General features: G+C 60.2%; 21 protein-coding genes and 2 tRNA genes. 15 read left to right on the top strand and 8 right to left on the bottom strand.

The annotated features are described in order from the left end of the window. Positions 1 to 8 precede the first annotated feature (8 nt). The 4 genes from OKC43_RS04605 (at position 9) to yjjG (ending at position 2,616) form a co-directional block, all read left to right on the top strand. Positions 9 to 85 (top strand) — tRNA-Met (locus OKC43_RS04605). A gap of 88 nt (positions 86 to 173) precedes the next feature. Next, positions 174 to 250, top strand: a tRNA-Met gene (locus OKC43_RS04600). A 171-nt stretch (positions 251 to 421) separates the two neighbouring features. Beyond that, positions 422 to 1,921: a M17 family metallopeptidase gene (locus OKC43_RS04595; protein WP_236272410.1), complete on the top strand. Its 1,500-nt coding sequence runs from the start codon at positions 422 to 424 to the stop codon at positions 1,919 to 1,921. A 14-nt stretch (positions 1,922 to 1,935) separates the two neighbouring features. Next, positions 1,936 to 2,616 (top strand): pyrimidine 5'-nucleotidase, encoded by a 681-nt coding sequence (gene yjjG / locus OKC43_RS04590; RefSeq protein ID WP_236272394.1) that lies wholly within the window; start codon positions 1,936 to 1,938, stop codon positions 2,614 to 2,616. 116 nt (positions 2,617 to 2,732) lie between these two features. Here yjjG and OKC43_RS04585 read toward each other — a convergent pair whose 3' ends face one another. From OKC43_RS04585 to dusC, 3 genes are all read right to left on the bottom strand, one after another. Next, positions 2,733 to 3,452 (bottom strand): substrate-binding periplasmic protein, encoded by a 720-nt coding sequence (locus OKC43_RS04585; RefSeq protein WP_139748350.1) that lies wholly within the window; start codon positions 3,450 to 3,452, stop codon positions 2,733 to 2,735. Positions 3,453 to 3,612: 160 nt separating this feature from the next. Then, positions 3,613 to 3,981 (bottom strand): TraR/DksA family transcriptional regulator, encoded by a 369-nt coding sequence (locus OKC43_RS04580; protein ID WP_005333451.1) that lies wholly within the window; start codon positions 3,979 to 3,981, stop codon positions 3,613 to 3,615. 97 nt (positions 3,982 to 4,078) lie between these two features. Beyond that, positions 4,079 to 5,023, bottom strand: a complete 945-nt coding sequence (gene dusC / locus OKC43_RS04575) for a tRNA dihydrouridine(16) synthase DusC (RefSeq protein ID WP_236272395.1) — start codon at positions 5,021 to 5,023, stop codon at positions 4,079 to 4,081. A 123-nt stretch (positions 5,024 to 5,146) separates the two neighbouring features. On the opposite strand from dusC, the gene OKC43_RS04570 reads away from it, so the two are divergent. From OKC43_RS04570 to nfo, 5 genes are all read left to right on the top strand, one after another. Beyond that, positions 5,147 to 5,524, top strand: a complete 378-nt coding sequence (locus OKC43_RS04570; protein ID WP_005352406.1) for a YbaN family protein — start codon at positions 5,147 to 5,149, stop codon at positions 5,522 to 5,524. A gap of 134 nt (positions 5,525 to 5,658) precedes the next feature. Further along, complete coding sequence (apt, locus tag OKC43_RS04565; protein WP_005352403.1) at positions 5,659 to 6,204, top strand: adenine phosphoribosyltransferase; 546 nt, start codon at positions 5,659 to 5,661, stop codon at positions 6,202 to 6,204. Between the two features lie 172 nt (positions 6,205 to 6,376). Then, positions 6,377 to 8,968 carry a DNA polymerase III subunit gamma/tau gene (dnaX, locus tag OKC43_RS04560; protein ID WP_236272396.1) on the top strand — a complete coding sequence of 864 codons (2,592 nt, stop codon included), beginning with the start codon at positions 6,377 to 6,379 and terminating at the stop codon, positions 8,966 to 8,968. Positions 8,969 to 9,082: 114 nt separating this feature from the next. Beyond that, the gene (locus OKC43_RS04555; RefSeq protein WP_005333445.1) at positions 9,083 to 9,412 is read left to right on the top strand and encodes a YbaB/EbfC family nucleoid-associated protein; all 330 of its coding nucleotides are present in this window, start codon (positions 9,083 to 9,085) and stop codon (positions 9,410 to 9,412) included. 317 nt (positions 9,413 to 9,729) lie between these two features. Then, a complete protein-coding gene (gene nfo / locus OKC43_RS04550) occupies positions 9,730 to 10,572 on the top strand; it encodes a deoxyribonuclease IV (RefSeq protein WP_236272397.1) in 843 nt (280 codons plus the stop codon). A gap of 95 nt (positions 10,573 to 10,667) precedes the next feature. On the opposite strand, the gene OKC43_RS04545 is transcribed toward nfo, so the two are convergent. Further along, complete coding sequence (locus OKC43_RS04545) at positions 10,668 to 11,573, bottom strand: LysR substrate-binding domain-containing protein (RefSeq protein ID WP_040068074.1); 906 nt, start codon at positions 11,571 to 11,573, stop codon at positions 10,668 to 10,670. A 102-nt stretch (positions 11,574 to 11,675) separates the two neighbouring features. Here OKC43_RS04545 and OKC43_RS04540 point away from each other — a divergent pair, with 102 nt between their 5' ends. The 4 genes from OKC43_RS04540 (at position 11,676) to OKC43_RS04525 (ending at position 16,115) form a co-directional block, all read left to right on the top strand. Further along, a complete protein-coding gene (locus OKC43_RS04540) occupies positions 11,676 to 12,668 on the top strand; it encodes a TDT family transporter (RefSeq protein ID WP_040068072.1) in 993 nt (330 codons plus the stop codon). Positions 12,669 to 12,923: 255 nt separating this feature from the next. Then, the gene (lpxM, locus tag OKC43_RS04535) at positions 12,924 to 13,913 is read left to right on the top strand and encodes a lauroyl-Kdo(2)-lipid IV(A) myristoyltransferase (protein ID WP_069528870.1); all 990 of its coding nucleotides are present in this window, start codon (positions 12,924 to 12,926) and stop codon (positions 13,911 to 13,913) included. Between the two features lie 150 nt (positions 13,914 to 14,063). Continuing rightward, the gene (locus tag OKC43_RS04530) at positions 14,064 to 15,059 is read left to right on the top strand and encodes an LpxL/LpxP family acyltransferase (RefSeq protein ID WP_236272398.1); all 996 of its coding nucleotides are present in this window, start codon (positions 14,064 to 14,066) and stop codon (positions 15,057 to 15,059) included. 195 nt (positions 15,060 to 15,254) lie between these two features. Beyond that, on the top strand, positions 15,255 to 16,115 hold the full coding sequence (locus OKC43_RS04525) for a PA4780 family RIO1-like protein kinase (RefSeq protein ID WP_107684862.1): 861 nt from the start codon (positions 15,255 to 15,257) through the stop codon (positions 16,113 to 16,115). Between the two features lie 60 nt (positions 16,116 to 16,175). On the opposite strand, the gene OKC43_RS04520 is transcribed toward OKC43_RS04525, so the two are convergent. The 3 genes from OKC43_RS04520 to OKC43_RS04510 all read right to left on the bottom strand — a co-directional run bounded on the left by OKC43_RS04520 (position 16,176) and on the right by OKC43_RS04510 (position 18,693). Then, entirely contained in the window at positions 16,176 to 16,700 is a 525-nt protein-coding gene (locus tag OKC43_RS04520; RefSeq protein WP_236272399.1) for a GNAT family N-acetyltransferase, read from the bottom strand. After that, positions 16,697 to 17,935, bottom strand: coding sequence for a GGDEF domain-containing protein (locus tag OKC43_RS04515; protein ID WP_236272400.1), 1,239 nt, complete (start codon positions 17,933 to 17,935; stop codon positions 16,697 to 16,699). Before OKC43_RS04515 ends, OKC43_RS04520 begins: the two co-directional genes overlap by 4 nt. A gap of 263 nt (positions 17,936 to 18,198) precedes the next feature. Next, a complete protein-coding gene (locus OKC43_RS04510) occupies positions 18,199 to 18,693 on the bottom strand; it encodes a prolyl-tRNA synthetase associated domain-containing protein (protein ID WP_236272401.1) in 495 nt (164 codons plus the stop codon). 166 nt (positions 18,694 to 18,859) lie between these two features. On the opposite strand from OKC43_RS04510, the gene OKC43_RS04505 reads away from it, so the two are divergent. Then, on the top strand, positions 18,860 to 21,286 hold the full coding sequence (locus OKC43_RS04505) for a DNA polymerase II (protein WP_236272402.1): 2,427 nt from the start codon (positions 18,860 to 18,862) through the stop codon (positions 21,284 to 21,286). A gap of 74 nt (positions 21,287 to 21,360) precedes the next feature. Continuing rightward, complete coding sequence (locus OKC43_RS04500; RefSeq protein ID WP_005333426.1) at positions 21,361 to 21,612, top strand: DinI family protein; 252 nt, start codon at positions 21,361 to 21,363, stop codon at positions 21,610 to 21,612. Positions 21,613 to 21,791: 179 nt separating this feature from the next. On the opposite strand, the gene OKC43_RS04495 is transcribed toward OKC43_RS04500, so the two are convergent. Beyond that, positions 21,792 to 22,655 carry a DUF2927 domain-containing protein gene (locus tag OKC43_RS04495; RefSeq protein WP_236272403.1) on the bottom strand — a complete coding sequence of 288 codons (864 nt, stop codon included), beginning with the start codon at positions 22,653 to 22,655 and terminating at the stop codon, positions 21,792 to 21,794. Positions 22,656 to 22,669: the final 14 nt, after the last annotated feature.

The following is a 22,669-nucleotide window of genomic DNA, read 5'->3' as shown; positions in this document are numbered from 1 at the left end:
AATTCGGACGCGGGGTGGAGCAGCTCGGTAGCTCGTCGGGCTCATAACCCGAAGGTCGTCGGTTCAAATCCGGCCCCCGCAACCAACTTTTTCGTCAGCGTGCGATTGTGTAAACAGTCGAAAGCAGACAAACGCCATCAAGCTACTGCTCGGCTTGAGGGTGACAATTCGGACGCGGGGTGGAGCAGCTCGGTAGCTCGTCGGGCTCATAACCCGAAGGTCGTCGGTTCAAATCCGGCCCCCGCAACCAACTTTCTGTACGTTCCCGTCCTGCATTGCCAATGATTGAACAATCCTTCTTGATGCTCGTCACCATCTGGTGATTGCTGCTATTTCTGACGCTTTTTCAAGACCAAAACTGGTCGTATCAACCATTTGTTGGGTATCATCAGGTATCTCTTCATGGATGAGGCACGCGCCTGTGATCACTCCCTTCACCTATCTTCCTCCTGCTATTGAAAGCCGGGATGCCACGCTGGCCGAAGCCCTTGCCCAAGGGCTGCCGTTGCAACTGCTGCTGATCGCCGAAGAGCAGAAGGAGTCCTTGCTTTCGCTCCCCGCCCTTGCGGGTCTCCAGACCCAGCTTGCGCTGGGGAAAAAAGCGCCCTTTACCCTGATGCACGGCAATACCCTGTTGCAGGTGATGTTTGTGGCCGGCAGTGTGACGCGGGATCACCGCCTCTATAAACAGATCAGAGGCTGGATTGCTCCTCTTTCTGGGCTCAATGTGGAGCGGCTCGGGCTGCATCTGGAAGGTTTTTCCCCCTCAGAGCGAGTGATGCTGGCCGAAGTGATGTTGTCGGCCCTGCTTGCCGCCAATATTTCGTTGCCCACCAGCAAGCGCCGCAGCGAAATCAGCTGGAGCTATCAGCAGATCAAGGTTTCACCCGCGGTGGTGCTGGACTTGGCGCGCCTCTACAGCGAAGCGGGGGGCAACGGGCTGGCTCGCCATCTGGCGGTGTTGCCTGCCTCCGAGCTGACGGCCGCCAGCTATCGCGAGTTTGTCAGCAAGCTGGCGCAAGATGAGGGGTGGCAGTGCCATCACTATGATCAGGCGCAGCTGGCCGAGTTGGGGGCGGGGGCGTTTCTGGCCGTTGCTCGTGGCTCGGAAGACAATCAGGGTGCCATGGTCAAGCTCAGCTACTACCCGCCCAAACCGGTGCGCCGCATTGCACTGGTAGGCAAGGGGATCTGTCACGACTCCGGCGGTTACAACCTCAAGGTCTCTGGCAGCATGTATGGCATGCATCTGGACATGGGGGGGAGTGCAGTGGCGCTCGGCACCCTCTACGCCATCAGCCGAGCTCAGCTACCCTACGAGGTACACTGCTGGCTGGCCATTGCCGAGAACCATATCGGCCCTCACGCCTATCGTCCTGGCGAGGTGGTGACTGCCATCAATGGCACCTCCATCGAGGTGGTCGATACCGATGCCGAAGGGCGAATGGTATTGGCCGACACCCTGGCGATGGCGGTGCAGGATACTCCGGATCTGCTGCTCGATTACGCGACCCTGACCGGGGCCTGCAAACGGGCGCTAGGTAGCCGCTACAGCGGCGTCTTTACCAATCGTAGCGAATGGATGACATCACTGGTCAATCTGGGTCAGCGCAGCGGTGAGCGGATCTGGCCCTTCCCGCTTGATGACGATTACGACGACAACATCGAGAGCGAGTGGGCCGATCTGTTGCAATGTGCGCCGGGCAGTTCGCCGGATCACATTGATGCGGCCCGTTTCCTCGCCCACTTCGTGCCCGAGCAGACCCCCTGGCTGCACTTCGACCTGAGCGGTTTTCGCAACAAGGGGGGCAATGGGGTGGTCTCCAGCGAAGTGACCGGCTTTGGCGTGCGCCTCACGCTGGATCTGCTGGCCAGCCCGCTTGGCAGAGTTGGTCGCCAAACCTCTGAACAATCTGAATGATAACAAGGAGTTCTGTGAAACAACCAAGCTATGACTGGGTGCTGTTCGATTTGGATGAAACCCTGCTCGATTTTCCGGTCGCCTCCGCGCTGACGCACACCCTGCAGATCTATGGCGTACAGGCTGATGACGCCAGCATGGCGCAGTACCACGCCCTCAATCACGGGCTCTGGCAGCAGTACAACGACGGCGAGATCGATGCAACGGCGTTGCAGCAGACCCGCTTCTCCCTCTTTGCCCAGCAGGTTGCCGCCGATCCCATGGCGATGAACAACACCTTTCTGGAGCAGATCATTGCCCTTAGCATGCCTCTCGAAGGGGTGGTTGAGACCCTGCAGCAGCTGCGCAGCAAGGTGCGGATGGGGATCATCACCAATGGTTTCAGCGTGCCCCAGCGGGGGCGGCTCGGCAAACTGGGCTGGAGTGAGTGGTTCGAGCCGCTGGTGATCTCCGACGAGATCCGGGTGACCAAGCCGGCGCCAGCTATTTTCCAGCACACCCTCTCCCTGATGGGGCAGCCGGATCCTGCGCGGGTGCTGATGGTGGGGGATAATCCGAAAACCGATATTGCCGGGGCGGCGGCGCAGGGGCTGGCAACCTGCTGGTACAACCCGGCGCGGCAAGCGGGCGAGTGCGATGCCACACACGAAATCCACCACTTCACCCACCTTGCCGACATTGTGCTGGGAAGCTGATAGCCAGGTTTAACCATCACGTTATCGGTGACCAAAACGTCCTGGCAAGTTGCAACCAGGGTTGTTTGAGAACGGATTGGGTTTGCTTGAGACAGTAAGGGGAGCTGATGCTCCCCTTACTTATGAGTATTTTCCTGTGAATGCAGGGATCTGAACTGGTAGCGATCGAGGATCTGCTGATAGTCGGGACTCTGTTTCAATTGATCGATAGCCTGATTGATCCGCTGCAGTTGCGCCTCAGTGGTGCTCTCTTTGCTCAGCATCAGGTGAACCGGCGTGACTTCGATACGCAGCAGGGTATGCAGCTGATCCTGCGCTTCATCCTTATCCTGCCACCCCTGCAGTCCGTGGGGATCCAGAATAAACCCCTGGATCCGACCCCCTTGCAACATCTTCAGCAGCTGATCCAGCCGCAGGCGCATCTGCAGGCGAGGCTGCAGCTCGGGCCTTGCCATCAACTGGCGGAAGGTATTGCCGTAATCAAAGCCCTTGAGCACCCCGATATGGAAGTCAGGGGTGTTGATCAACTGCTCGAGGGTGGTGATCCCGCGCCAGCGTTCGGCATCTTGCCGACGGATGATGATGGCCGTCTCCTCTTCCCGATAGGGGTGGCTGAAGCGGGCATATTGCTGCCGCTCGGCGGTGATATTGGCTGACATGGTCAGCTGAACCGTGCCGAATTTCAGCTCGTGCAACACGCGAGCCCAGGGCATTTCACTGAATTTGGCCTGATAACCGGCCCGCAGGAAGATGGCATTGAGCAACTCCACATCCAGTCCGCGGAGCTGTTGCTGTTCATTGCGATAACTGAAGGGCTGCCAGTCGACCCAGCCCACGACCAATGACTCCTGTGCCGTAGCCTGGCAACACAAACACCATAACAACAAGAGTCTGTACACAACGCATACCCTCGAACAGGCTGATACGGTGAGTATTGGACAGGAACGACGGAGTAACCAGTGCTGAGGGTTGAGCGGATGCACTGATGTGCATCCCTCACAGTTCGTGGGCGTGGAATCCCTTGCGATAACGGGTTTCACAGCGCGGGCAGCGTTGCAGGGTCGGATCCTGTTCCAGCTGTTCGATGGAAAGCGGCTCTTCACAATCGGAGCAGAGGCCATAGAGGCCGAGATCCATCTGGCAGAGTGCCGCGTCGATCCGCTTGAGGCGGGCCACGCTCTGCTCTACCTTCGGCAGATCCAGCCGGCTGGTCAGTTCCACCAGTTGATCCTGCTCGCAGTGACCGACCTGCTCGGCCCACTCGTCACGGCGGCAGGCTTTAAGCTGACCGATCAACGTTTCTCGTACTTGGGCCCAGTCTGACAGCAGGCGATTACGCCAGACAGTCAACTGTGCTTGCGTCATTTCACACACATTATCCCCCACAGGACAGACGACAGATTCGGGGCAGTATAGGGATCCGATAACTCTATCAAGATGATATGCGTCAAGTTAAACGTGGTTAGCCGTGGCTTTTGGCTGCTTGCAGCAGGGCATCGCGGATGGGAGCCGTCTCTTTGAGCACCCGGATCTCCTGAAACAGCAGGTCTGCTTCGGGATATTCCCGCTTGAGGTAGCTGAACCACTGTTTGATGCGGCTGGGGTAGTAGTCGGCTTTTTCACTGGCCAGATCCTGCTCGGTATAGCTCACCATCAACTGCAGTACCTCGGCCCAGCTCATGTGCGGGCAGCCGGTTTTCATCACGTTGGCCAGATTGGGCAGGGAGATGGCGCCGCGCCCGACCATCAGGGCATCGCAACCCGAGACCCTGGCGCAGGTGAGGGCATCTTTATGATCCCAAATCTCGCCGTTGGCGGTGACGGGGATGGGCAGGGCGCGGCGAATGACGTCCACATACTCCCAGTGGGCGGGTGCCTTGTAGCCTTCGCGCTTGGTGCGGGCATGAACGGCCAGCTCGTTGGCGCCCCCCTGGAAGACCGCCTGGGCGTTCTCCAGATAGAGATCCTTGTCATCGTAACCGAGGCGAATTTTGGCGCTCACCGGCAGATGGGCGGGCACTGCGTCACGCACCGCCTTGACGATGCGGTAGATAGTCTCGGGTTCTTTGAGAAGCACAGCACCGCCCTTGCTCTTGTTGACCGTAGGGGCGGGACAGCCGAAGTTGAGATCGACGCCGGGGGAGCCCAGCTCGATGGCGCGCACGGCGTTCTCGGCCAGCCATTCGGGGTGTTGCCCCAGCAGTTGTACCCGCACCGGGGTACCTGCGCGGGTTTTGCCATCTTGCAGCAGTTCAGGGCAGAGGCGGTAGAACACCTTGGCGGGCAGCAGCTGATCGACGACCCGGATAAACTCGCTCACGCAGAGATCGTAATCATTGACGGAGGTGAGTACCTCCCGCATCAGGTGATCCAGTACCCCCTGCATGGGGGCCAAAATAACGCGCATAACGGCTTTCCGACGAGAGTGGCAAGAAAAAAGAGCGCAGATTGTAGTGGGGTTGCGGCCCGCTGTCAGCACCCGCTCAAACTCTGTTAGGCTAGAGGGAGATAAATCACGCAAGGAGAAGGAATGAAGCGTTGGTGTCTGATGGCGCTCGGGTGGCTGGCATTTGCCACCGGTATTGTGGGCATTGTGCTGCCCCTGTTGCCGACTACCCCCTTCATGTTGCTGGCCGCAGCCCTGTTTGCCCGCTCGTCGCCCCGTTTTCATCGCTGGTTGCTGACCCATCCCTGGTTTGGCCCGCCCATCGTGGATTGGCAGCAGTATCGCGGAATTCGTCGTCAGGCCAGACGGCGCGCCATTATCTTCATTTTGCTCACTTTCTCGGTGTCGCTGGCGGTGGTGCCACTGCTGTGGGTCAAGGGGCTGCTGGTTGTCATAATGGTGATCCTGCTCACCTGGTTAATGCGCCTGCCGGTGCTGGAGCCAGTTGCAATGGTGAAGTGAAGTCCCTAAGCTATTGCAGCAATAATGCTATGGAGTCGGCCTGTCATTTTTGCGTGACAGGCTTTTTTATTTCCCGCAGAAGGGAATTGAGAAAAAATGGCCACCCCTGGGTCAAAAAAATAAGCGGTCAACACATGAATCCGGAAACCCTGAAATTTATCGAAGCAAGCATCAAGACCATTCCCGACTATCCGAAGCCGGGCATTCTGTTTCGTGACATTACCAGCCTGATCGAGAACGCCGAGGCCTTCAAGGCCACCATCGATCTGCTGGCCAATCATTATCGTGATCAAGGGATCACCAAGATTGTTGGCACCGAAGCCCGCGGCTTCATCTTTGGCGCACCGGTTGCCTATGCCATGGGGCTGGGCTTTGTGCCGGTCCGCAAGCCGGGCAAGCTGCCGCGCGAAGTGATCGAGGAGTCCTATGCCCTCGAGTACGGCACCGATACCCTGCAACTGCACACCGATGCCATCGTACCCGGTGACAAGGTGCTGGTCGTGGACGATTTGCTGGCGACCGGTGGTACCGTCGATGCGACCGTCAAGCTGATCCGCCGTGCCGGTGGTGAAGTGGCCGATGCGGCCTTCATCATCTCCCTGCCGTCTCTGGGTGGCGATGCCCGCCTGACTGCCGCTGGCATCAAGGTGGTCTCACTGGTCGAGCTGGCCGGCGAGTAATGCCTCTTCGGCCCGATCCTCTGCATCGGGCCTGCATTGAACCGGTGCCCTTGCGGGCATCGGTTTGAAAATCAAGCGATCCCTCCCGCTCTCACCGATAGCCGATACAGCCAGCCCGCCATTTGTGTTAGCATCCGGCCTCAATGCCCTGTCTTCCCTGCATGATGGATTTATGAGCTATCAGGTTCTGGCGCGTAAATGGCGCCCCCATACGTTTGAACAAGTGGTAGGCCAGCAACATGTGCTGACCGCCTTGACCAACGCCCTGGATCAGGGACGGCTGCATCACGCCTATCTGCTGAGCGGTACCCGTGGGGTCGGCAAGACCACCATCGCCCGTATTCTGGCCAAGAGCCTCAACTGCGAGCAGGGAATCAGCAGCCACCCATGCGGTGTCTGCGATACCTGCCGCGAGATCGATCAGGGCAACTTTGTCGACCTGCTAGAGATTGACGCGGCATCCCGCACCAAGGTGGAAGATACCCGCGAGCTGCTCGACAACGTGCAGTACCGCCCGGCCCGTGGCCGCTTCAAGGTCTACCTTATCGATGAAGTGCACATGTTGTCGCGCCACAGCTTCAACGCGCTGCTGAAAACCCTGGAAGAGCCGCCCCCCTATGTGAAGTTTCTGCTGGCCACCACGGATCCGCAGAAGTTGCCCATTACCATTCTCTCGCGCTGCCTGCAGTTTCATCTGAAGAGTCTGGATCAGACCCAGATCGCCAAGCAGCTCGAATGGGTGCTGGATCAGGAGGGGCAGCCCTTCGAGCCGCGCGCCCTGCTGGCACTGGCCAAAGCCGCCGACGGCAGTATGCGCGATGCCCTGAGCCTGACCGATCAGGCGCTGGCCCACGGTAACGGCAGCGTGCGCCTCGACAGCGTGCTGGCGATGCTGGGCACGCTCGATCACCGCCATCTGCACCAGCTGCTGGAAGCCATTTTGCGGCAAGATGCCCCCGCGACCATGGCCAAGATCACTGAGATCGCCACCCTGGGCCCCGATTTTGATCAGCTCCACGCCGAGCTGGAAGGCTTGCTCCATCGCATCGCCATGGCGCAGCTGCTGCCTGCCAGTGTGCAGGAGCAGGGGGCGGATGCCGATTCCCTGCTGCAACTGGCCAAGGCGATGAGCCCGGAAGAGGTGCAGCTCTGCTACCAGATCGTGCTGGGTGGCCGTAAAGATCTGCCCTGGGCCCCCGATGGCCGCACCGCGCTGGAGATGACCTGCCTGCGGATGCTCGCCTTCTCCCCAAGGCGTGATGCCCTGCATCCGGCCAGCCTCACTGCGTTGCCCCCGTCAATGACGAGCAGTGCGGCAAGCAGTGCCACTCCGGTAGCCTCCTTGCCGGGAAAGCGCCCGGCCGCTGAATCGGCCGCAGTGGCACCGATCAGCGGCGCCGTGCCTGCACCGCTAGCCAGCCCTGTTGCCACCAGTGCCGTGCCCGCGGTTGATGTCTCCCTGCCTGCGATGACGGATGATATCGGCAACCCCGCCGACAGCGAGGAGGAGGCGCAAACCGCCGAGCTGTTCAGCCAGCAGGATGAGCTGCTGCGTGAAGCCGCAGGCATGGGGTATCAACCAGAGCCCGCGTTGACCCATGCGCAGCCCGATGTGTCTGCGCACTCAGCTGCACAGCCCGCAGATGCTGATGAACAAGCTTCTGCCGCAGCCTACGCGGACCATTCCCGTAGCGAGCCGCTGACCGCCCCCTTCGATCCCGCGCGCGAACCGACAACCACGCCGGTTAGCGCACCTGAAGCTGTTTCAGCGGTATCGAGCATGCAGAGCCTGCTTGGCAAGCGAAACATGCTGCGCAGCCGCCAGCGTGGTCAGGAAGCCCCGGCGGCGCCCGCGCCGCGCGCAGTACCGGTTGCGCCAGCTCGTCCTGTCGCGCCCGCTGCTGCTCCGGCCGTCACCCAACAGCCAGCTCCGGTCGGCCAACCGGCCGGGCAGGGAATGGCGACGATGGGACACTATGATGATCTGCCACCGGTGGATCTCTATGGCGACGGTTACGAGCCGCAGGTTGATAACGGCGATTACGAAGAGTACCTCAATCAGGGCTTTGCCGGGCAGACTCAGGTGATGAGCCACGCCCCTGTCACGGCACCGGCCCAGCCAACCGATCTGCCACCCTGGGATCTCGACGGGCAGCCGAGCTATCGACCCGGTGAACGCAGCGCTGCGGCGCCAGCGGTGACGCCCGCCCCTGCGACCCAGCCACCCGTTGCCACCACGGCGGTGGCTGCTGCACCGGTGACGCAGAGCGAGCCCGCTCAGCCGGTGATGGAGACCATCGATTGGGATGAGCTCGAGAGCGACAGCGAGCCGCAAGAGGGAGAGGCGACTCGCCTTATCCCCTCCTCGCTGCTCAATGGTTGCGGCGACGCTTGGGCCGAGTTGATCTCTCACACTCAGGTGGGAGGGCGGCTGCGTCAGTTGGCCATCAACTCGGTGATGACGCGGGAAGGGGATAAAGTCCTGCTAACCCTCAAGCCCGAGCAGCGCCATCTGGTGAGTGACAAGGCGCGCGCCGATCTGGCCGAGATCATTGGACCAGCGCTGGGGCAACCGGTGCAGGTCGAGGTGACGCTCGGCGTGGTGTCTGACCAGGAGACCCCGCTCGAGATCGAGCATCGCCTTTATCTCGGGGTGCGCGAGCAGGTGACCCGGGATCTGGAGCAGGATCCCAACGTACAGTTTTTAGTTCAGCGGTTTGGTGCCGTGCTTCATCACGAGAGCATCGAGCCACTCAACCGCTAAATTCCGTGGCCGGGAGCTTGCTTCCGGTTGAAAAGCAGTTTGGCTGTCCCCATCTAGGACAGACAAGCCCACAGCCCGGCGCTGGATGCCGGATTTCAAGACGAGAGACGACATATGTTTGGTAAAGGTGGAATGGGGAACCTGATGAAACAGGCCCAACAGATGCAAGAGCGTATGCAGAAGGCGCAGGAGCAGCTGGCTCAGATGGAAGTGACCGGTGAAGCCGGTGCTGGTATGGTCAAGGTCACCATGACCGGTAGCCACAGCGTCCGTCGCATCGAGATCGACCCCTCCCTGATGGAAGATGACAAGGAGCTGCTGGAAGATCTGGTTGCCGCCGCTTGCAACGATGCCGTGCGCCGTGTGGAAGAGCAGAACAAGGCCAAGATGGGCGAGCTGACCGGTGGCATGCAACTGCCGCCAGGCTTCAAGATGCCCTTCTAAGGCGACTCTCCCCGCGCATTCTTGCTCCCTTGTCGCTGGCCATTCGGGTCACGGCAAGGGGGACGGCCGAGAGACCCAAAGACGCAGCGTTATTGCTCAGGCGATACGCTGCGTTTTTTTATGGGCGCCATGCTGGCGCGGGCGGGCTCTAACTATCCCTTCTGGGGAGAGGTTGCCACAGCGAAGGCCGATTACGCCATGAAACGCAGCGCCTTGTATAGGCGGCACTATTTGTCGATACCCGCTATCGGATATCCCGGTTTGGCGTGGCCGGGCTGGATCGGCATAATGGCGGCTTGCCGTATCGAGGAGATTGTATGAAATATATCGGAGCCCACGTCAGTGCGGCCGGCGGGGTGGAGAATACCATCGCCCGCGCCCAGGCCATCGGGGCCAACGCGTTTGCCCTCTTTACCAAGAATCAACGTCAGTGGCAGGCCGCCCCCTTGTCGGATGCCACCATCCGCGCCTTCAAGGCGGCCTGTGACAAGGCCGGTTTTCTGCCGGAGCAGATCCTGCCCCACGACAGCTATCTCATCAATCTGGGCCACCCGGATCCCGATGGTCTGGCCAAATCCCGCGATGCGTTTCTCGACGAGATGAAGCGCTGCGAGCAGCTGGGGCTTTGCTATCTGAACTTCCACCCCGGTAGCCATCTCAAGCAGATCCCAGAGGCTGCCAGCCTCAAGCTGGTGAGCGAGTCCATCAACTGGGCGCTGGAGCGCAGTGAAGGGGTGACGGCGGTGATCGAGAATACCGCCGGGCAGGGGACCAACCTCGGCTGGTCGTTCGAGCACCTCGCCACCATCATCGAGGGGGTGGAGGACAAGAGCCGGGTCGGGATCTGTTTCGATACCTGCCACGCCTTTGCCGCAGGTTATGATCTGCGCACCACCGAGAGCTGTGCCACTGTCTTTGCCGAGTTCGACCGCACGGTGGGTTTTCATTATCTCAAGGGGATGCATATCAACGGCGCCAAGTGCACTTTCGGTAGCCGGGTCGATCGCCACCACAGCTTGCGGGAGGGCAATCTGGGGGAGGCAGTATTCCACCACATCATGAATGACGATCGCTTCGATCGCATTCCGCTGATCCTCGAGACCATAGACGAGTCTATTTGGGGCGAGGAGATCAGCTGGTTGCGCAGTCTGGCGAAGTGATACTCAGAAGCGAATCAAAGAGAGGGTGCAGTGGCTCCCTCTCTGCTTTTTCCGTTATTGGCGAGCGGGCCTGCCAGCGGCGCTCCGAGCGGGCGTTACTCTGCGCGGCTCACCTCGGCATCCTTCACCTGAGCCCGGCAGAAGTGGATAAAGTGGCGCAGGGAGGTGGAGTGGTACTTCTGCTTGTGCCAGATAAGGGAGAGCTGGCGCGGGAAGCGGCGGGAGAGGGGCAGGGCGATCAGCCGCCCATCTGCCAGGCGATCCGAGGCTGCCAGCCGGGAGATAAAGGAGATGCCAAGTCCCTTCTCCACCGCCAGCATCACCGCCTCCAGGGTGTTGAGTTCAAGCCCTGGTTGCCAGCGGGGCAGCTCGGGCTGGATCTGCTGGATAAATTGCTCGCGGCTGCCCGATTGTGCTTCACGCAATACCCAGGTCTCGCCCCCCAGACGGGAGAGGGAGAGCTCCTTCTTGTTGGCAAGCGGGTGACCGGGTGGGGCCACCACCAGCATCTCGTCCTGCAGCCAGGGTTCGGCGAGCAGGTCGGGGTGGTGGTTCTCCCCCTCGATCAGTGCCATATCCAGCTCGAAGTTGGCCAGCGCATGGCAGAGCAGGTGAGTGTTGTTGATGGTCACCTTGGGGGGGAGCCCCAGCTCCTGTTTGCTGCTGGCGAGCAGGGTAGGGAGCAGGTAGTTGCCGATGGTCTGGCTGGCACCAAGGCGCAGCTGGCCGCTCGGTTCGGCATCGGGACTGAACAGGTTCTCGATATCCTGCATCCGGGTCAGCAGCTCTTCGGCGGCCGGTTGCAGCAGGCGCCCTTCGTTATTGAGCTGCAATCTGGGGTGAATGCGGTCAAACAACGGGGTGGAGAGCTGGCGCTCCAGCTCCTGCAGCGACTGGGAGACGGCCCCCTTGCTCAGGCAGAGCTCGTTGGCGGCAAGGCCAAGGTTTCCATAGCGGGCAATGGTGGCGAACACTTTCAGCTGCTGCAGGGTCAGTTTCATCGTGTTTGGTTTTCCTGAATGATTGATTTAATTCATTTAGATATCGTAAACGATAAGGGACCATTATCCTATCGCCATAGTCATCAATAGAAAGGTGTCATCATGATCGCAAGAACCCGTAAATCACTGGCTGCCGCCCCAACCCCCATGGCGGGTCTGGCGCTGGGCATCGCCAGCCTTGGTTGGTGTTGGGAAAATGCAGGTCACTTTGATGGCCGGATGCAACTGCTGGGCGCTGCCATTGCGGCCGTGCTGCTGGTGATCCTGACCTTCAAGTTTCTGCTTCACCCCCGCCTGCTGTTGCAGGATCTCGCTCACCCTGTGGTGGGCAGTGTGGTACCGACCTATGCCATGGGCACCATGGTGGTCTCCAAAGCGCTCGGTATGATTGCGCCGCAAGCGGGCGAGGCACTCTGGCTGTTTGCCGTGGCGGTTCACCTGCTGTTCCTGGCCACCTTTATCTGGCATCGCGCCAAAGAGTTTGAAATCCACCACATGGTGCCGAGCTGGTTCGTGCCACCAGTGGGCATCATAGTGGCTGACGTCGCCTTCCCGGGCGGTCAGTTTGCCCCGCTGGCTAATGGCCTGCTCTGGTTCGGGATCATCTGCTACGGCCTGATGCTGCCGCTGATGCTCTATCGCCTGATCTTCAGCCATGAAGTGCCGGATGCCGCCAAACCGACCATTGCCATTCTGGCTGCCCCTGCCAGCCTCTCTCTGGCCGGTTACCTGACTGTCAGTCAGGAGCCGTCACTGCTGCTGGTGGCCGTGCTGTTGGGGATCGCCATCCTGATGACCGGTATCATCTATCTGGCCTTCATCAAACTGCTGCGTCTGCCCTTCTCGCCGGGTTATGCCGCCTTCACCTTCCCGCTGGTGATCGGTGCCACCGCTCTGTTCAAAGTGGCTCATCTGGTTGAAGGGTTTGCGCAAGGGAGTCACTACGTCGAGCAGATCAGTATGCTGGCTCACTTCGAGCTGGGGGTGGCTACCGTCATCGTCGGGTATGTGGCACTGCGTTACCTGATGTTTTTTCTGCCGCAGCGTGATACAGAAATGAACAACGGCATGGCTCGCCAAGGGGCTCACCGATAAACCTTGATGATGTGACATCGGGAAATGGATAAGCAGTGCGCTCCGAGAGCGACGGGATAAACGACCAGTCATACGATGGATGGACAAAGAGCCTCCACCCTGGTTGTGTAACGAGCAAAATGCCCCGCAGTGCGGGGCATTTTTTTATGGTTTTTTGATGTGGCGCCCGTGGCGGGCTATTTGCCATGGATTTAACTGGTATTACCTGTCAGGACGACTACAATGCAGCACCACTTTTTCGCTCGACCCCAATACATGTCGTCCCAAGATCCCGTATTTGACTCCTCTTTTGAAGCCCGTTTTCTGCATCCCCGCTACTGGTTCAGCTGGCTGGCGCTCGGCGTGCTGATGCTGCTCGCCTTTGTGCCGGTGCGATTGCGTGACCGTTTGGCCGAAGCCTTGGCACCGCTGGTGTTTCGTATCTCGAAAAAACAGATCTATATCGCCAGAACCAATCTGGAGATCTGCTTCCCGGACAAGAGCCCGGAAGAGCGGGATGCCATTGCACTGACCTCGATCCGGGTCGGCCTCAAGAGTCTGTTGGGATTTGGCGAGTTCACCATGCGCAGTCAGCGTTATCTGATGAGCCGGATGCAGGTGATCGGTTGGGAGCATATCGAGGCGGAGCGGGCGGCCGGCCGTCCGGTGATCCTGGTGGTGCCCCATACCTGGCCGGTGGATGCCGCCGGTTACTGCTTCACCCAGCGCGGGGTGCCGATGTGCACCATGATGAAACGGGCGCGCAATCCGGTGTTTGACTGGCACCTCAACCGTGCACGAGCCAAGAACGGTTGCCGTGTTTACGAGCGCAGCGCCGGGATCAAGGCGGTGATCAGGACCATCAAGAGCGGTCGCAGCTTCTTCTATCTGCCGGATCAGGATCATGGCCGCGAGAAGAGCATCTTCGCCCCCTTCTTTGGCTATCCCAAAGCGACCCTGCCTGCCTTGCCCCGTCTCGTACAGGTCAGTGGCGCCAAGGCGGTGCCGCTGCTCGCCTGCTATGACGAAGCGAACCACTGCTACCGGCTGGAGATTGAGGCACCGTTCGACAACTATCCCACCGAGGATGTGATGGCCGATACCTGTCGGATGAATGACATGGTGCAACAGCAGCTGATGCGCCATCCGGGTCAATACATGTGGTTCCTCAAGATCTTCGATACCCGTGAAGATCAGGAGGGGCTGGATGGCCTTTACGAGGCGGGGATCCAGCGGATCCGCAAGGGATTGTCGCCCCACGGCTGACCCAGAATTTGGATTGATTGAAATGGCCCCATGTGGGCCATTTTTTATGATAACTAGTCTGATCAGTGCCTTGCAGGTCGATGGCCAGCCTTCCCAGGGTAGAAAAAAATGTCAGGATAACTACAATAACCGTTTGTTTTTGATGACTTGATGGCCGCCATGTCTGCGTTAGATCCGGTATTTGATACCTCATTTCATAGCCGCCTGCTGCATCCCAAATGGTGGGGCAGCTGGTGCGCGCTGGGCCTGCTTTCCCTGCTGGCATTTACCCCCGCGAGACTGAGGGATCGCTTTGCCGATCTGGTCTCTCCAACCCTGCTGCGTTTTTCGAAAAAGCAGGCCTATATCGCCGATACCAACCTCAAGATCTGCTTTCCCGAGCTGGATGCCGCAGCACGGCAGGCGCTGCTGCTCAAATCGATCCGGGTCGGGCTCAAGACCTTTATGGGCTTTGGCGAGCTCAGTTGGCGCAGCAAGGCGCGCCTGATCCGCCGCATCAAGGTCACCGGCTGGGAGCATGTGCAAGCGGAGCAGGCAGAAGGCCGTCCGGTGATCCTGGTGGTGCCTCACACCTGGGCAGTCGACATGATTGGCCGCTACTTCTCCATGATGGGCATCGAGATGTGCACCATGATGAAGAGCCCGAAAGATCAGGTGTTCGACTGGTACATCAACCGCGAGCGGGCCAAAGGGGGCAAGGTCTATGAGCGCAGCGCCGGCATCAAACCGGCGATCAAGTCGATCCGCGCCGGCGCCAGTTTCTTCTACCTGCCAGATCAGGATCACGGCCGCGAGGCGAGTGTGTTTGTTCCCTTCTTTGGCCGCCCCAAGGCAACCCTGCCAGCCTTGCCCAAGCTGGTGAAGCTGACCGGTGCCAGAGCGGTGCCCATCTTCGCCAGCTATGACGAGGATGAGGGTAGCTATCTGCTGGAGATTGAGCCGCCGTTTGACCCTTATCCCACCGCCGATCTGCTGGCAGATGTCAATGCCATGAACCGTGTGGTAGAGATGCAGGTGGCGCGCCATCCCGAGCAGTACATGTGGTTTCTCAAGATCTTCGAAACCCTGGAGCATCAGGAGGGGGATGACGGCCTCTATGAAGCGGGGATCCAGCGCATTCGTCAGGGCTTGCCGCCCGAACCTTGAAAATTGGCCCGCTGGCGGGCCATTTTTGTTGGTACAGACGCCTTTCGTATTTGGTTTGCTGCAGGTGGTTTTTAAGGCGAACGGGTGGACAAAAACAGCGCAAACAGGGGATAACAGGGTGTCTTATGAAAGGGAGAGGCAGGTGAGCGTGCGCGGAGCTATCTTCGAGAGCGGAAATAGGGTAAAAGGGCGGCCATGAAAATTCCAAATCGAATCCAACCTCTGGTTGATGACGGCCTGGTCGATGAGGTCGTCAGCCGGTTGATGAGCGGCAAAGAGGCCGATGTCTATGTGGTGCGCTGCGGCGACGAGATCCGCTGCGCCAAAGTCTATAAAGAGGCGTCCAAGCGCAGCTTCAAGCAGGCCGTGGTCTATCAGGAGGGGCGCAAGGTGCGTAACAGCCGCAGCGCTCGCGCCATGGAGAAGGGCTCCAAGTACGGCCGCAAACAGCATGAAGAGGTGTGGCAGAACACCGAGGTCGACGCCCTGTTCAAGCTGGCGGCGGCCGGTGTGCGGGTGCCACAGCCCTATGTCTGCCTCGATGGTGTCCTCTTGATGGAACTTATCACCGATGAGGATGGCAATGTCGCGCCGCGCCTCAACGATGTGGCGCTTACCCCCGAGCAGGCGGTCATCGACCATGCCAAGGTGATCCGTTACGTGGTGCGGATGCTCTGCGCCGGTCTTATCCACGGCGATCTCTCCGAGTTCAATGTGCTGGTGGATGAACAGGGCCCCGTCATCATCGACCTGCCCCAGGTGGTGGATGCCGCCGCCAACAACCAGGCCAAGGCGATGCTGGAGCGGGACGTCAACAACATGCGCAACTACTACGGCATGTATGCCCCCGAACTGCTCAAGACCCGTTATGCCCAGGAGATGTGGGCGCTGTTTGAAGATGGCAAGCTCACCCCCGAGAGCGAGCTGACCGGCCACTTTGAAGAGAGCCGCGCCGCCATCGATCTCGATTCGGTGCTGCAGGAGATTGAGAGCGCCGAGGAGGAGGCCTATGCCCGTCAGGCCCGGATGAAGGCGGAGCAGGAAGACAGCTACTAACGGTCTTGCCACGTTCGCAAAAAGAGCGCCTTCGGGGCGCTCTTTTTATTGCTGCTGCGGCTATGGTCGGCTGGGGCAGGGGGCTAGCTGATACATCTCCAGCCAGTTGCGATCCCCCGGATGGAAGCGCCGCCCCAGCAACACACCACCGGCGGCTGTAATCACCTTGCGGGAGGCCAGATTGTCTTGGTCACAGCTGATCAGCACAGGCGCTGCCAGCACCTGTTGTTGCACCCAGCGCAGCAGCATGGTCGCGGCCCCTTCGCCACGGCGAGAGGGGTGGGTTTCGTAACCGATATGACCCAGCCACTGGCGGGTTGCCTCATTGTCACCGTGACGAAGACGCAGGGTGGCGATGATCTCCTCGCCATCGAGGGCAAAATAGGTGGTGGTCGGCAGGTATCCACTGGGCAAGTTGCGCCCTTTGGCGTGATCCAGCAGGCTCTGTAGCCAGCCGTCCGGGTCAAATTGCGCCACCTGATAGAGCGGCTGTCCATCCTCGGCGCATTCGGTGACATAGCGCCGGTAAGCCGGAGCATCTGCCAGCCTGGCCGGTCGGCACTGCAGAGCGTGCACTGCGTTCATGACAGGAGCGCGCAGGGCGGCAGCGGTTGCGGCTCGTTGTGGTGCAGCTCCTGTACGCAGGCCCGTTGCCTTCCAGCCTGTTTGGCGGCGTAAAGAGCCTGATCCGCGCGCAGGTAGGCCGCTTCAAATCCCTCGTCAGGGTGCAGCGAGGTGAGGCCGATACTGAGGCTGATTGGGCCACCGGCCAGCTCCCGGGTCGCCTCGGCGATCTGCTGTTGCAGGCTGTGGCAGTAGTCGGGCAGGGTCTGCGGGTCCGCCATCAGCAGCAGAGCCAGTTCATCGCCGCCAAGCCGACCGGCCATGCCCTCAGCAGGCAGGGTATTGGCGATCACCCGACCCACGGCCCGCAGCATGGCATCACCGGCGGGGTGGCCGTGGCGGTCATTGATCTGTTTGAAGTTGTCCAGATCGATCAGCAGCAGCTGGCTAGGGCTAGCCATCTCGCGGGCACGCAGGGCAACCTGGCGTTCGAAATAGTGGCGGCTGAACAGGCCGGTCAGCTCATCCTGATTGGCGCGCCGCTCCAGCGTGCGCTGGGTGGCCAGCAAGGCTTGCTGCTGGCGAGTGTGGACTAGGCTCAGCAGCAGATAACTGCGGGCGATGGTAAAGAGCAGGCTGAGCAGGATCACAGGTCCGAGCAGCGGATCGGTGAAGGAGTTGGCCGCCTGCTCCGGCTGCCAGAGGTGTTTGGCGATCCGCAGTAGTTGCAACAGCAGTTGCAGGCCGAGCAGCAGAATGGCAAAGCGCAGCACCCGATAGACAGGGGCCAGCCGCTGGTAGCGCCAGAGCTGCCAGATAAGCAGCGCAATCTGCAGCGAGAGCACGCCGGAGAGCACGATGATCCGGCTATGCACATCAAAGAGGGGTTGCTGCAGGGCGGTCAGGGCAAACAGGACGAAACCGCCGAGGGTAACGGCGGGCAGCAGCCAACCCAGTTGGTCGGCTTCACGGCGAAAGAAGTGGCGCATCCCCCGTTCATAGAGCAGGGTGGTCGACATCAACAGCAGATTGGTGCAGAGAATATTGGCAAGAGATGCATTTCCCTCAAGGGGGCGCAGCAGCAGGCAGCAAAAAGCCCCCGCGATAACCAGTTCCCCAGCTGACCAGTAGATCAATGCCCTGATCTGGCGATGGGTGTGCCACATGGCGGCGAAAATGGTGGCGACCCCCACATGTGACAGCGTGACGAACAGCACCAGACTCAACAACTGGGCCGAGGAAAACAGACTTGGCATCAAGGGGCTCTCTGGGAAGTCACCTGTGAACGAACAGGCGATGGGGTATCGCCTGCTGGCAGTGGCCGATCACAACATGAATCCAACCTATTATCAATGGGTTAAATGGCCGAATGTGCTCACCTCCGACTTCTTGCACGATGGCAATTGCTGACTCGATTTATCAGCGCACAAGGAGCCATTTTATTGTCTTGTCAGTCAATTTCGCTGCGTGAAAGGTGGTTGTGTTGGCGGCAGGGTGAATCCAACCGCCTGACGTCGTGCTAATTGCAGGTTGCAGCAGGCAAGCGCATGACGGTGGCCTCACGACCGAGGTTGGCCAGCAGACGGCGCACGTCGTCGAGGCGGATGATCAGAGTCGCGGTGTTGACCAGCGGATGGCACTGCACCTGTTCGGCCTGCCAGATGGCCTCGTCTACCACCAGCTCTACCGCTTTTTCCCTGTCGCGCACCATGGCGAGCAGGGTTACCGAGCCCGGGGTAAGGCCGAGCACCGCATTGAGTCGCTCGGGGGAGCCAAAGCTCAGCCGCTTGACGCCGAGCATGGCAGCCAGCGCCTTGAGGTCGACCCGGTGCTCCTCCGGACTCACCACCAGAAACAGCCGCTCGCTTTTCGGATCGCGCAAAAAGAGGTTCTTGGTCTTGGCGGCGGGCAGGTCGGGCAGCAACTTGCTCGCCTCCTCACAGGTAAACACGGGGGGATGGTCAAAGCGCTGGTAGGGGATAGCCAGCTGATCCAGCAGGGAATAGATTGCCACAAAGACTCCTTTTGTCGGCGAAGAGTGGTCAGAACGGGATGGGCGGGAATAACGACCGGATCGAGCTTACCAGTTTGACTCCCGCCTCGCAGCCAGCGTGATGATTGCGAGCAGGCACTGTATGAACGTACAATAGTCCCATTCTCGGACAGCCCCTTTACGCTTCATGACTGCAACCCAGCCCACCGTATCCGCCATTCCGCCCCTCGACGGTTTTATCCTGACCCGCCACGGTCGGGACGTGCGCGGCCGCAACGGGCACGCCGCCACCACCGAAATCGTGATGTGGCTCTGGAGCGCGCAGGGGCCGGTACGGGTGGTGGTGCCGGGGCAGGAGCCGGTGTTCTTCCTGCCGCAGAGCCATATGGCAGAAGCCGCCGAGCTGTTCAAAGGGGCCGGGGTGAGCGGGCGGTTTCGCCGCCTGCCAATGCACACCTTCGACGGTCGCCCTGTGGTGGGCTGCTATTTCGCCACCCTGAGCGCCTTTCACCGCGCCATCGAGCTGTTGCTTATTCGCGGACTTGAGCACTTCGAGGCGGATATCCGGCTGCCGGAGCGGTTTCTGATGGAGCGTTTCATCACCGCTGGCGTGCGCTTTGATGGCCGGGCGGTAAAAAAGGGGGGCAAGCAGGGCTACTGGGAGGTGAACGAGGCGCGCTGCGCGCCGCAGGCGGTGACGCCAACCCTCTCCTGGGTGTCACTGGATGTGGAGTGCGCCATGGACGGGGCCCTCTTCTCGGTCGGTCTTTACAGCGAGCAGGATGCGCGGGTCATCATGATTGGCACCCCGGAAGCGGATGCCGAGAGCTGGGGCACCCAGGTCCAGTGGGTGGCGGACGAGAGCGCCCTGCTGAGTGCGCTGGAGAGCTGGTTCAGCCTGCATGACCCCGATCTGGTCATCGGCTGGAACGTGGTCAACTTTGACTTTCGCCTGCTGCTACGCCGCGCCGAGCTTAACAAGCGGCGGCTGCGGCTCGGGCGGGGTCGCGAGCTCTGCTTCTGGCGCTCGTCACGGGGCGATCCCCAAACCGGCAACGTCATCATTCCCGGACGCATGGTGCTCGATGGTATCGACACCCTGAAAAGCGCCACCTGGCAGTTTGCCAGCTACAGCCTGGATGCGGTGGCGAGCGAACTGCTCGGCCGTGGCAAGGATATCGAGGACGTGGCCAATCGGGGGGAGAAGATCACCGAGCTGTTCCACTCCGACAAGGAGGCGCTCGCTCGCTATAACCTGGAGGATTGCAAGCTGGTGTGGGAGATCTTCGACTACTGCCACCTTATCCCCTTTGCCATCGAGCGCGCCTCCCTCACCGGCCTTGAGCTGGACCGGGTAGGGGGCTCGGTGGCGGCCTTTACCAACCTCTATCTGCCGCGGCTCCATCGTGGCGGCTACGTGGCCCCCAATCTGCCGGCCGACGGTGGGCTGGCGAGCCCAGGCGGCTATGTGATGGACTCCAAACCCGGTCTCTATCGCCACGTGCTGGTGCTCGATTTCAAGAGCCTCTATCCCAGCATCATCCGCACCTTCTGCATCGACCCCATGGGACTTATCGAAGGGCTGCAGCATCCCGAGCACGCCATTCCGGGCTTTCGCGGCGCCATGTTCTCCCGCGAGCGGCATTTCTTGCCGGATCTCATCGCCACCCTCTGGGCGGCGAGGGACAGAGCCAAGGCGGCCAGCAACAAGGCACTCTCCCAGGCCATCAAGATCATCATGAACTCCTTCTACGGCGTGCTGGGGTCGGGGGGCTGCCGTTTCTATGATCCGCGCCTAGCCTCATCTATCACCCTGCGTGGCCACAGCATCATGCAGCAGACCCGCGAGTGGATTGAAGAGAAGGGGTTCGAGGTGATCTATGGCGATACCGACTCCACCTTTGTCCATCTGGGGCGCGAGACCAGCCCCGATGAGGCGGATGAGATCGGCCAGCGACTGGCTCAAATGATCAACGATAACTGGGCTGCACTGATCAGGCGCGAGTTCGATCTGCCGAGTTATCTCGAGATCCAGTACGAGACCCACTATCGCCGCTTTCTGATGCCCACCATCCGCGGCTTGGAGAAGGGGAGCAAGAAGCGCTATGCGGGGCTGGTTGGCAAGGCCAGTGAGGGGAGTGAACAGCTGGTATTCAAGGGGCTCGAATCGGTGCGCACCGACTGGACCATGCTGGCCAAGCAATTCCAGACCCGCCTCTATGAGCTGGTGTTTCACGATGAAGATCCCAGCGGTTATGTGCGCACCATGGTCGATGAGACCCGCGCCGGTCGTCACGACGATCTGCTCATCTACCGCAAACGGCTGCGCCAGAAGCTCGAAGAGTATCAGAAGAATGTGCCGCCCCATGTGCGGGCGGCGCGGCTGGCCGATGAGGAGAACCTGCGCCGCGGGCTGCCCCAGCGCTATCAGCATCGGGGCGCCATCGCCTATCTGATGACCCTCAATGGCCCCGAGCCGCTGGAATACAGGCGCAGTGCCATCGATTACGAACACTATATCGACAAGCAGTTGCGGCCCATTGCCGACGCCATCCTGCCCTTTATCGGCGAGTCGTTCGACCGGATCTGCGGCCAGCAGCTGGATCTTTTCTGATTGCTGCAAGTTGGCACTTTACTTCTCATGAGTACTGGATAAAAATACAGTTATAAATCATGGAGAAGTTTCCTATGCGTCTTGAAATCATCATCGACAGAAAACATCAGATCCCGACCTCGACCATGGAGGCGCTGCGTCAGGAGCTGCTCAAGCAGCTTGGCGAAAAATTCCCCGACATCCATGTGCGGGTCGCGCCAGGCAGTGCCATGGCTCTGACCGTCAGCCGTGCCAGCAAGGAAGACAAAGAGCTGGCCGAAGCCATGGTGCAGGAGGTGTGGGAGAACGCCGAGAGCTGGATGCCGGAAGAGAACGTCGCTTCCTGATCCCCCATGGTCAGTGGATAATTCTGGGCGGTGGATAAATGGGTAGCTGAAAAACGGGCATGCCCGCTAACGATTCGCAGAGCCCCGGACAACAAAAAAACGCAGCCAGGTGGCTGCGTTTTTTGTGGGTGATGAGAGGCTCGCGGTGGTTTTTCTAGCTTTGGGTTGAGCCTGCCCCGTTACAACCCCGCCCAGCTTTTCAGGCTCTGCTGTTGCACCCGGCGATTGGCTTCGCGGATCTCCCCTTTGGCGCGCAGATCGGCCAGCGCAATGGGCAGTGCGGCACGGATCTCGCCACTGCTCATTCCGGCTTTTAGGGCCGGGTGATAGGCCATCTTGAGCAGCACATAGTCCAGCCCGGTCAAAAAGCTGTCGATGCTGTTGTCATTGAAGATGGAGGGAAACACCTTGTCCGAGTCGTTGGGCAGCCCCATCACCTGGGTGAACTCCTCCACCACGCAGTCGAGAAAGCGTCCCTTGGCCCTGCTGTAGTCTACCGGAATGATGATGGTGGCACGGCTGATCTCGTGTTTCGCATTGGTTGCGAAGTTGGCAAGGCAGAGCCCCTCCTTGAGCGCCATCTTGACCGATGGATCGCCCCCCATAGTACGGTTGGCCCAGCTCTTCATCTTGCTGTAGTCGGTCATGATCAGGGTGAGGTTGGGCTTTGCGGCCACCATGCTGATGGAGTGGCCGGTGATGCGGGCCAGATGGGCCGCCTGTACCTTCACCACGTCGGCCTGCAGCGGCTTGTCACCCGACTCGTTGATAAGTTGCAGCCGGATCGGCTGCTGCCAGCGGGCAAAACGGGTCTGCCTGGCTTCGCCATACTCCCGCTCCATGGCGATAGCCATAAAGCTCTCGACCAGATAGCTATCGCTCTGCCAGCGCTCATCGGCCCGGGCGCTGTGGCCCGCGAGCAGAAGCAGCAGCGCCAGCAGCCCGTGTGACGAGCTGCGGGGACGGGCAGCGCGGCCTAAGCTGGTCATTACCAAAGTGGCAATAAAGCGGGTGGCACCAAAGGGGGTTGCGGCAAATGACATGTTTCCTCCCTGAA

The organism is Aeromonas sp. Y289-2, assembly GCF_027705925.1.
In the GTDB taxonomy this organism is placed as follows: Bacteria; Pseudomonadota; Gammaproteobacteria; order Enterobacterales; family Aeromonadaceae; genus Aeromonas; species Aeromonas veronii.
Note: the sequence above shows the minus strand (reverse complement) of the source record. Positions and strands in the feature narration are given on the sequence as shown.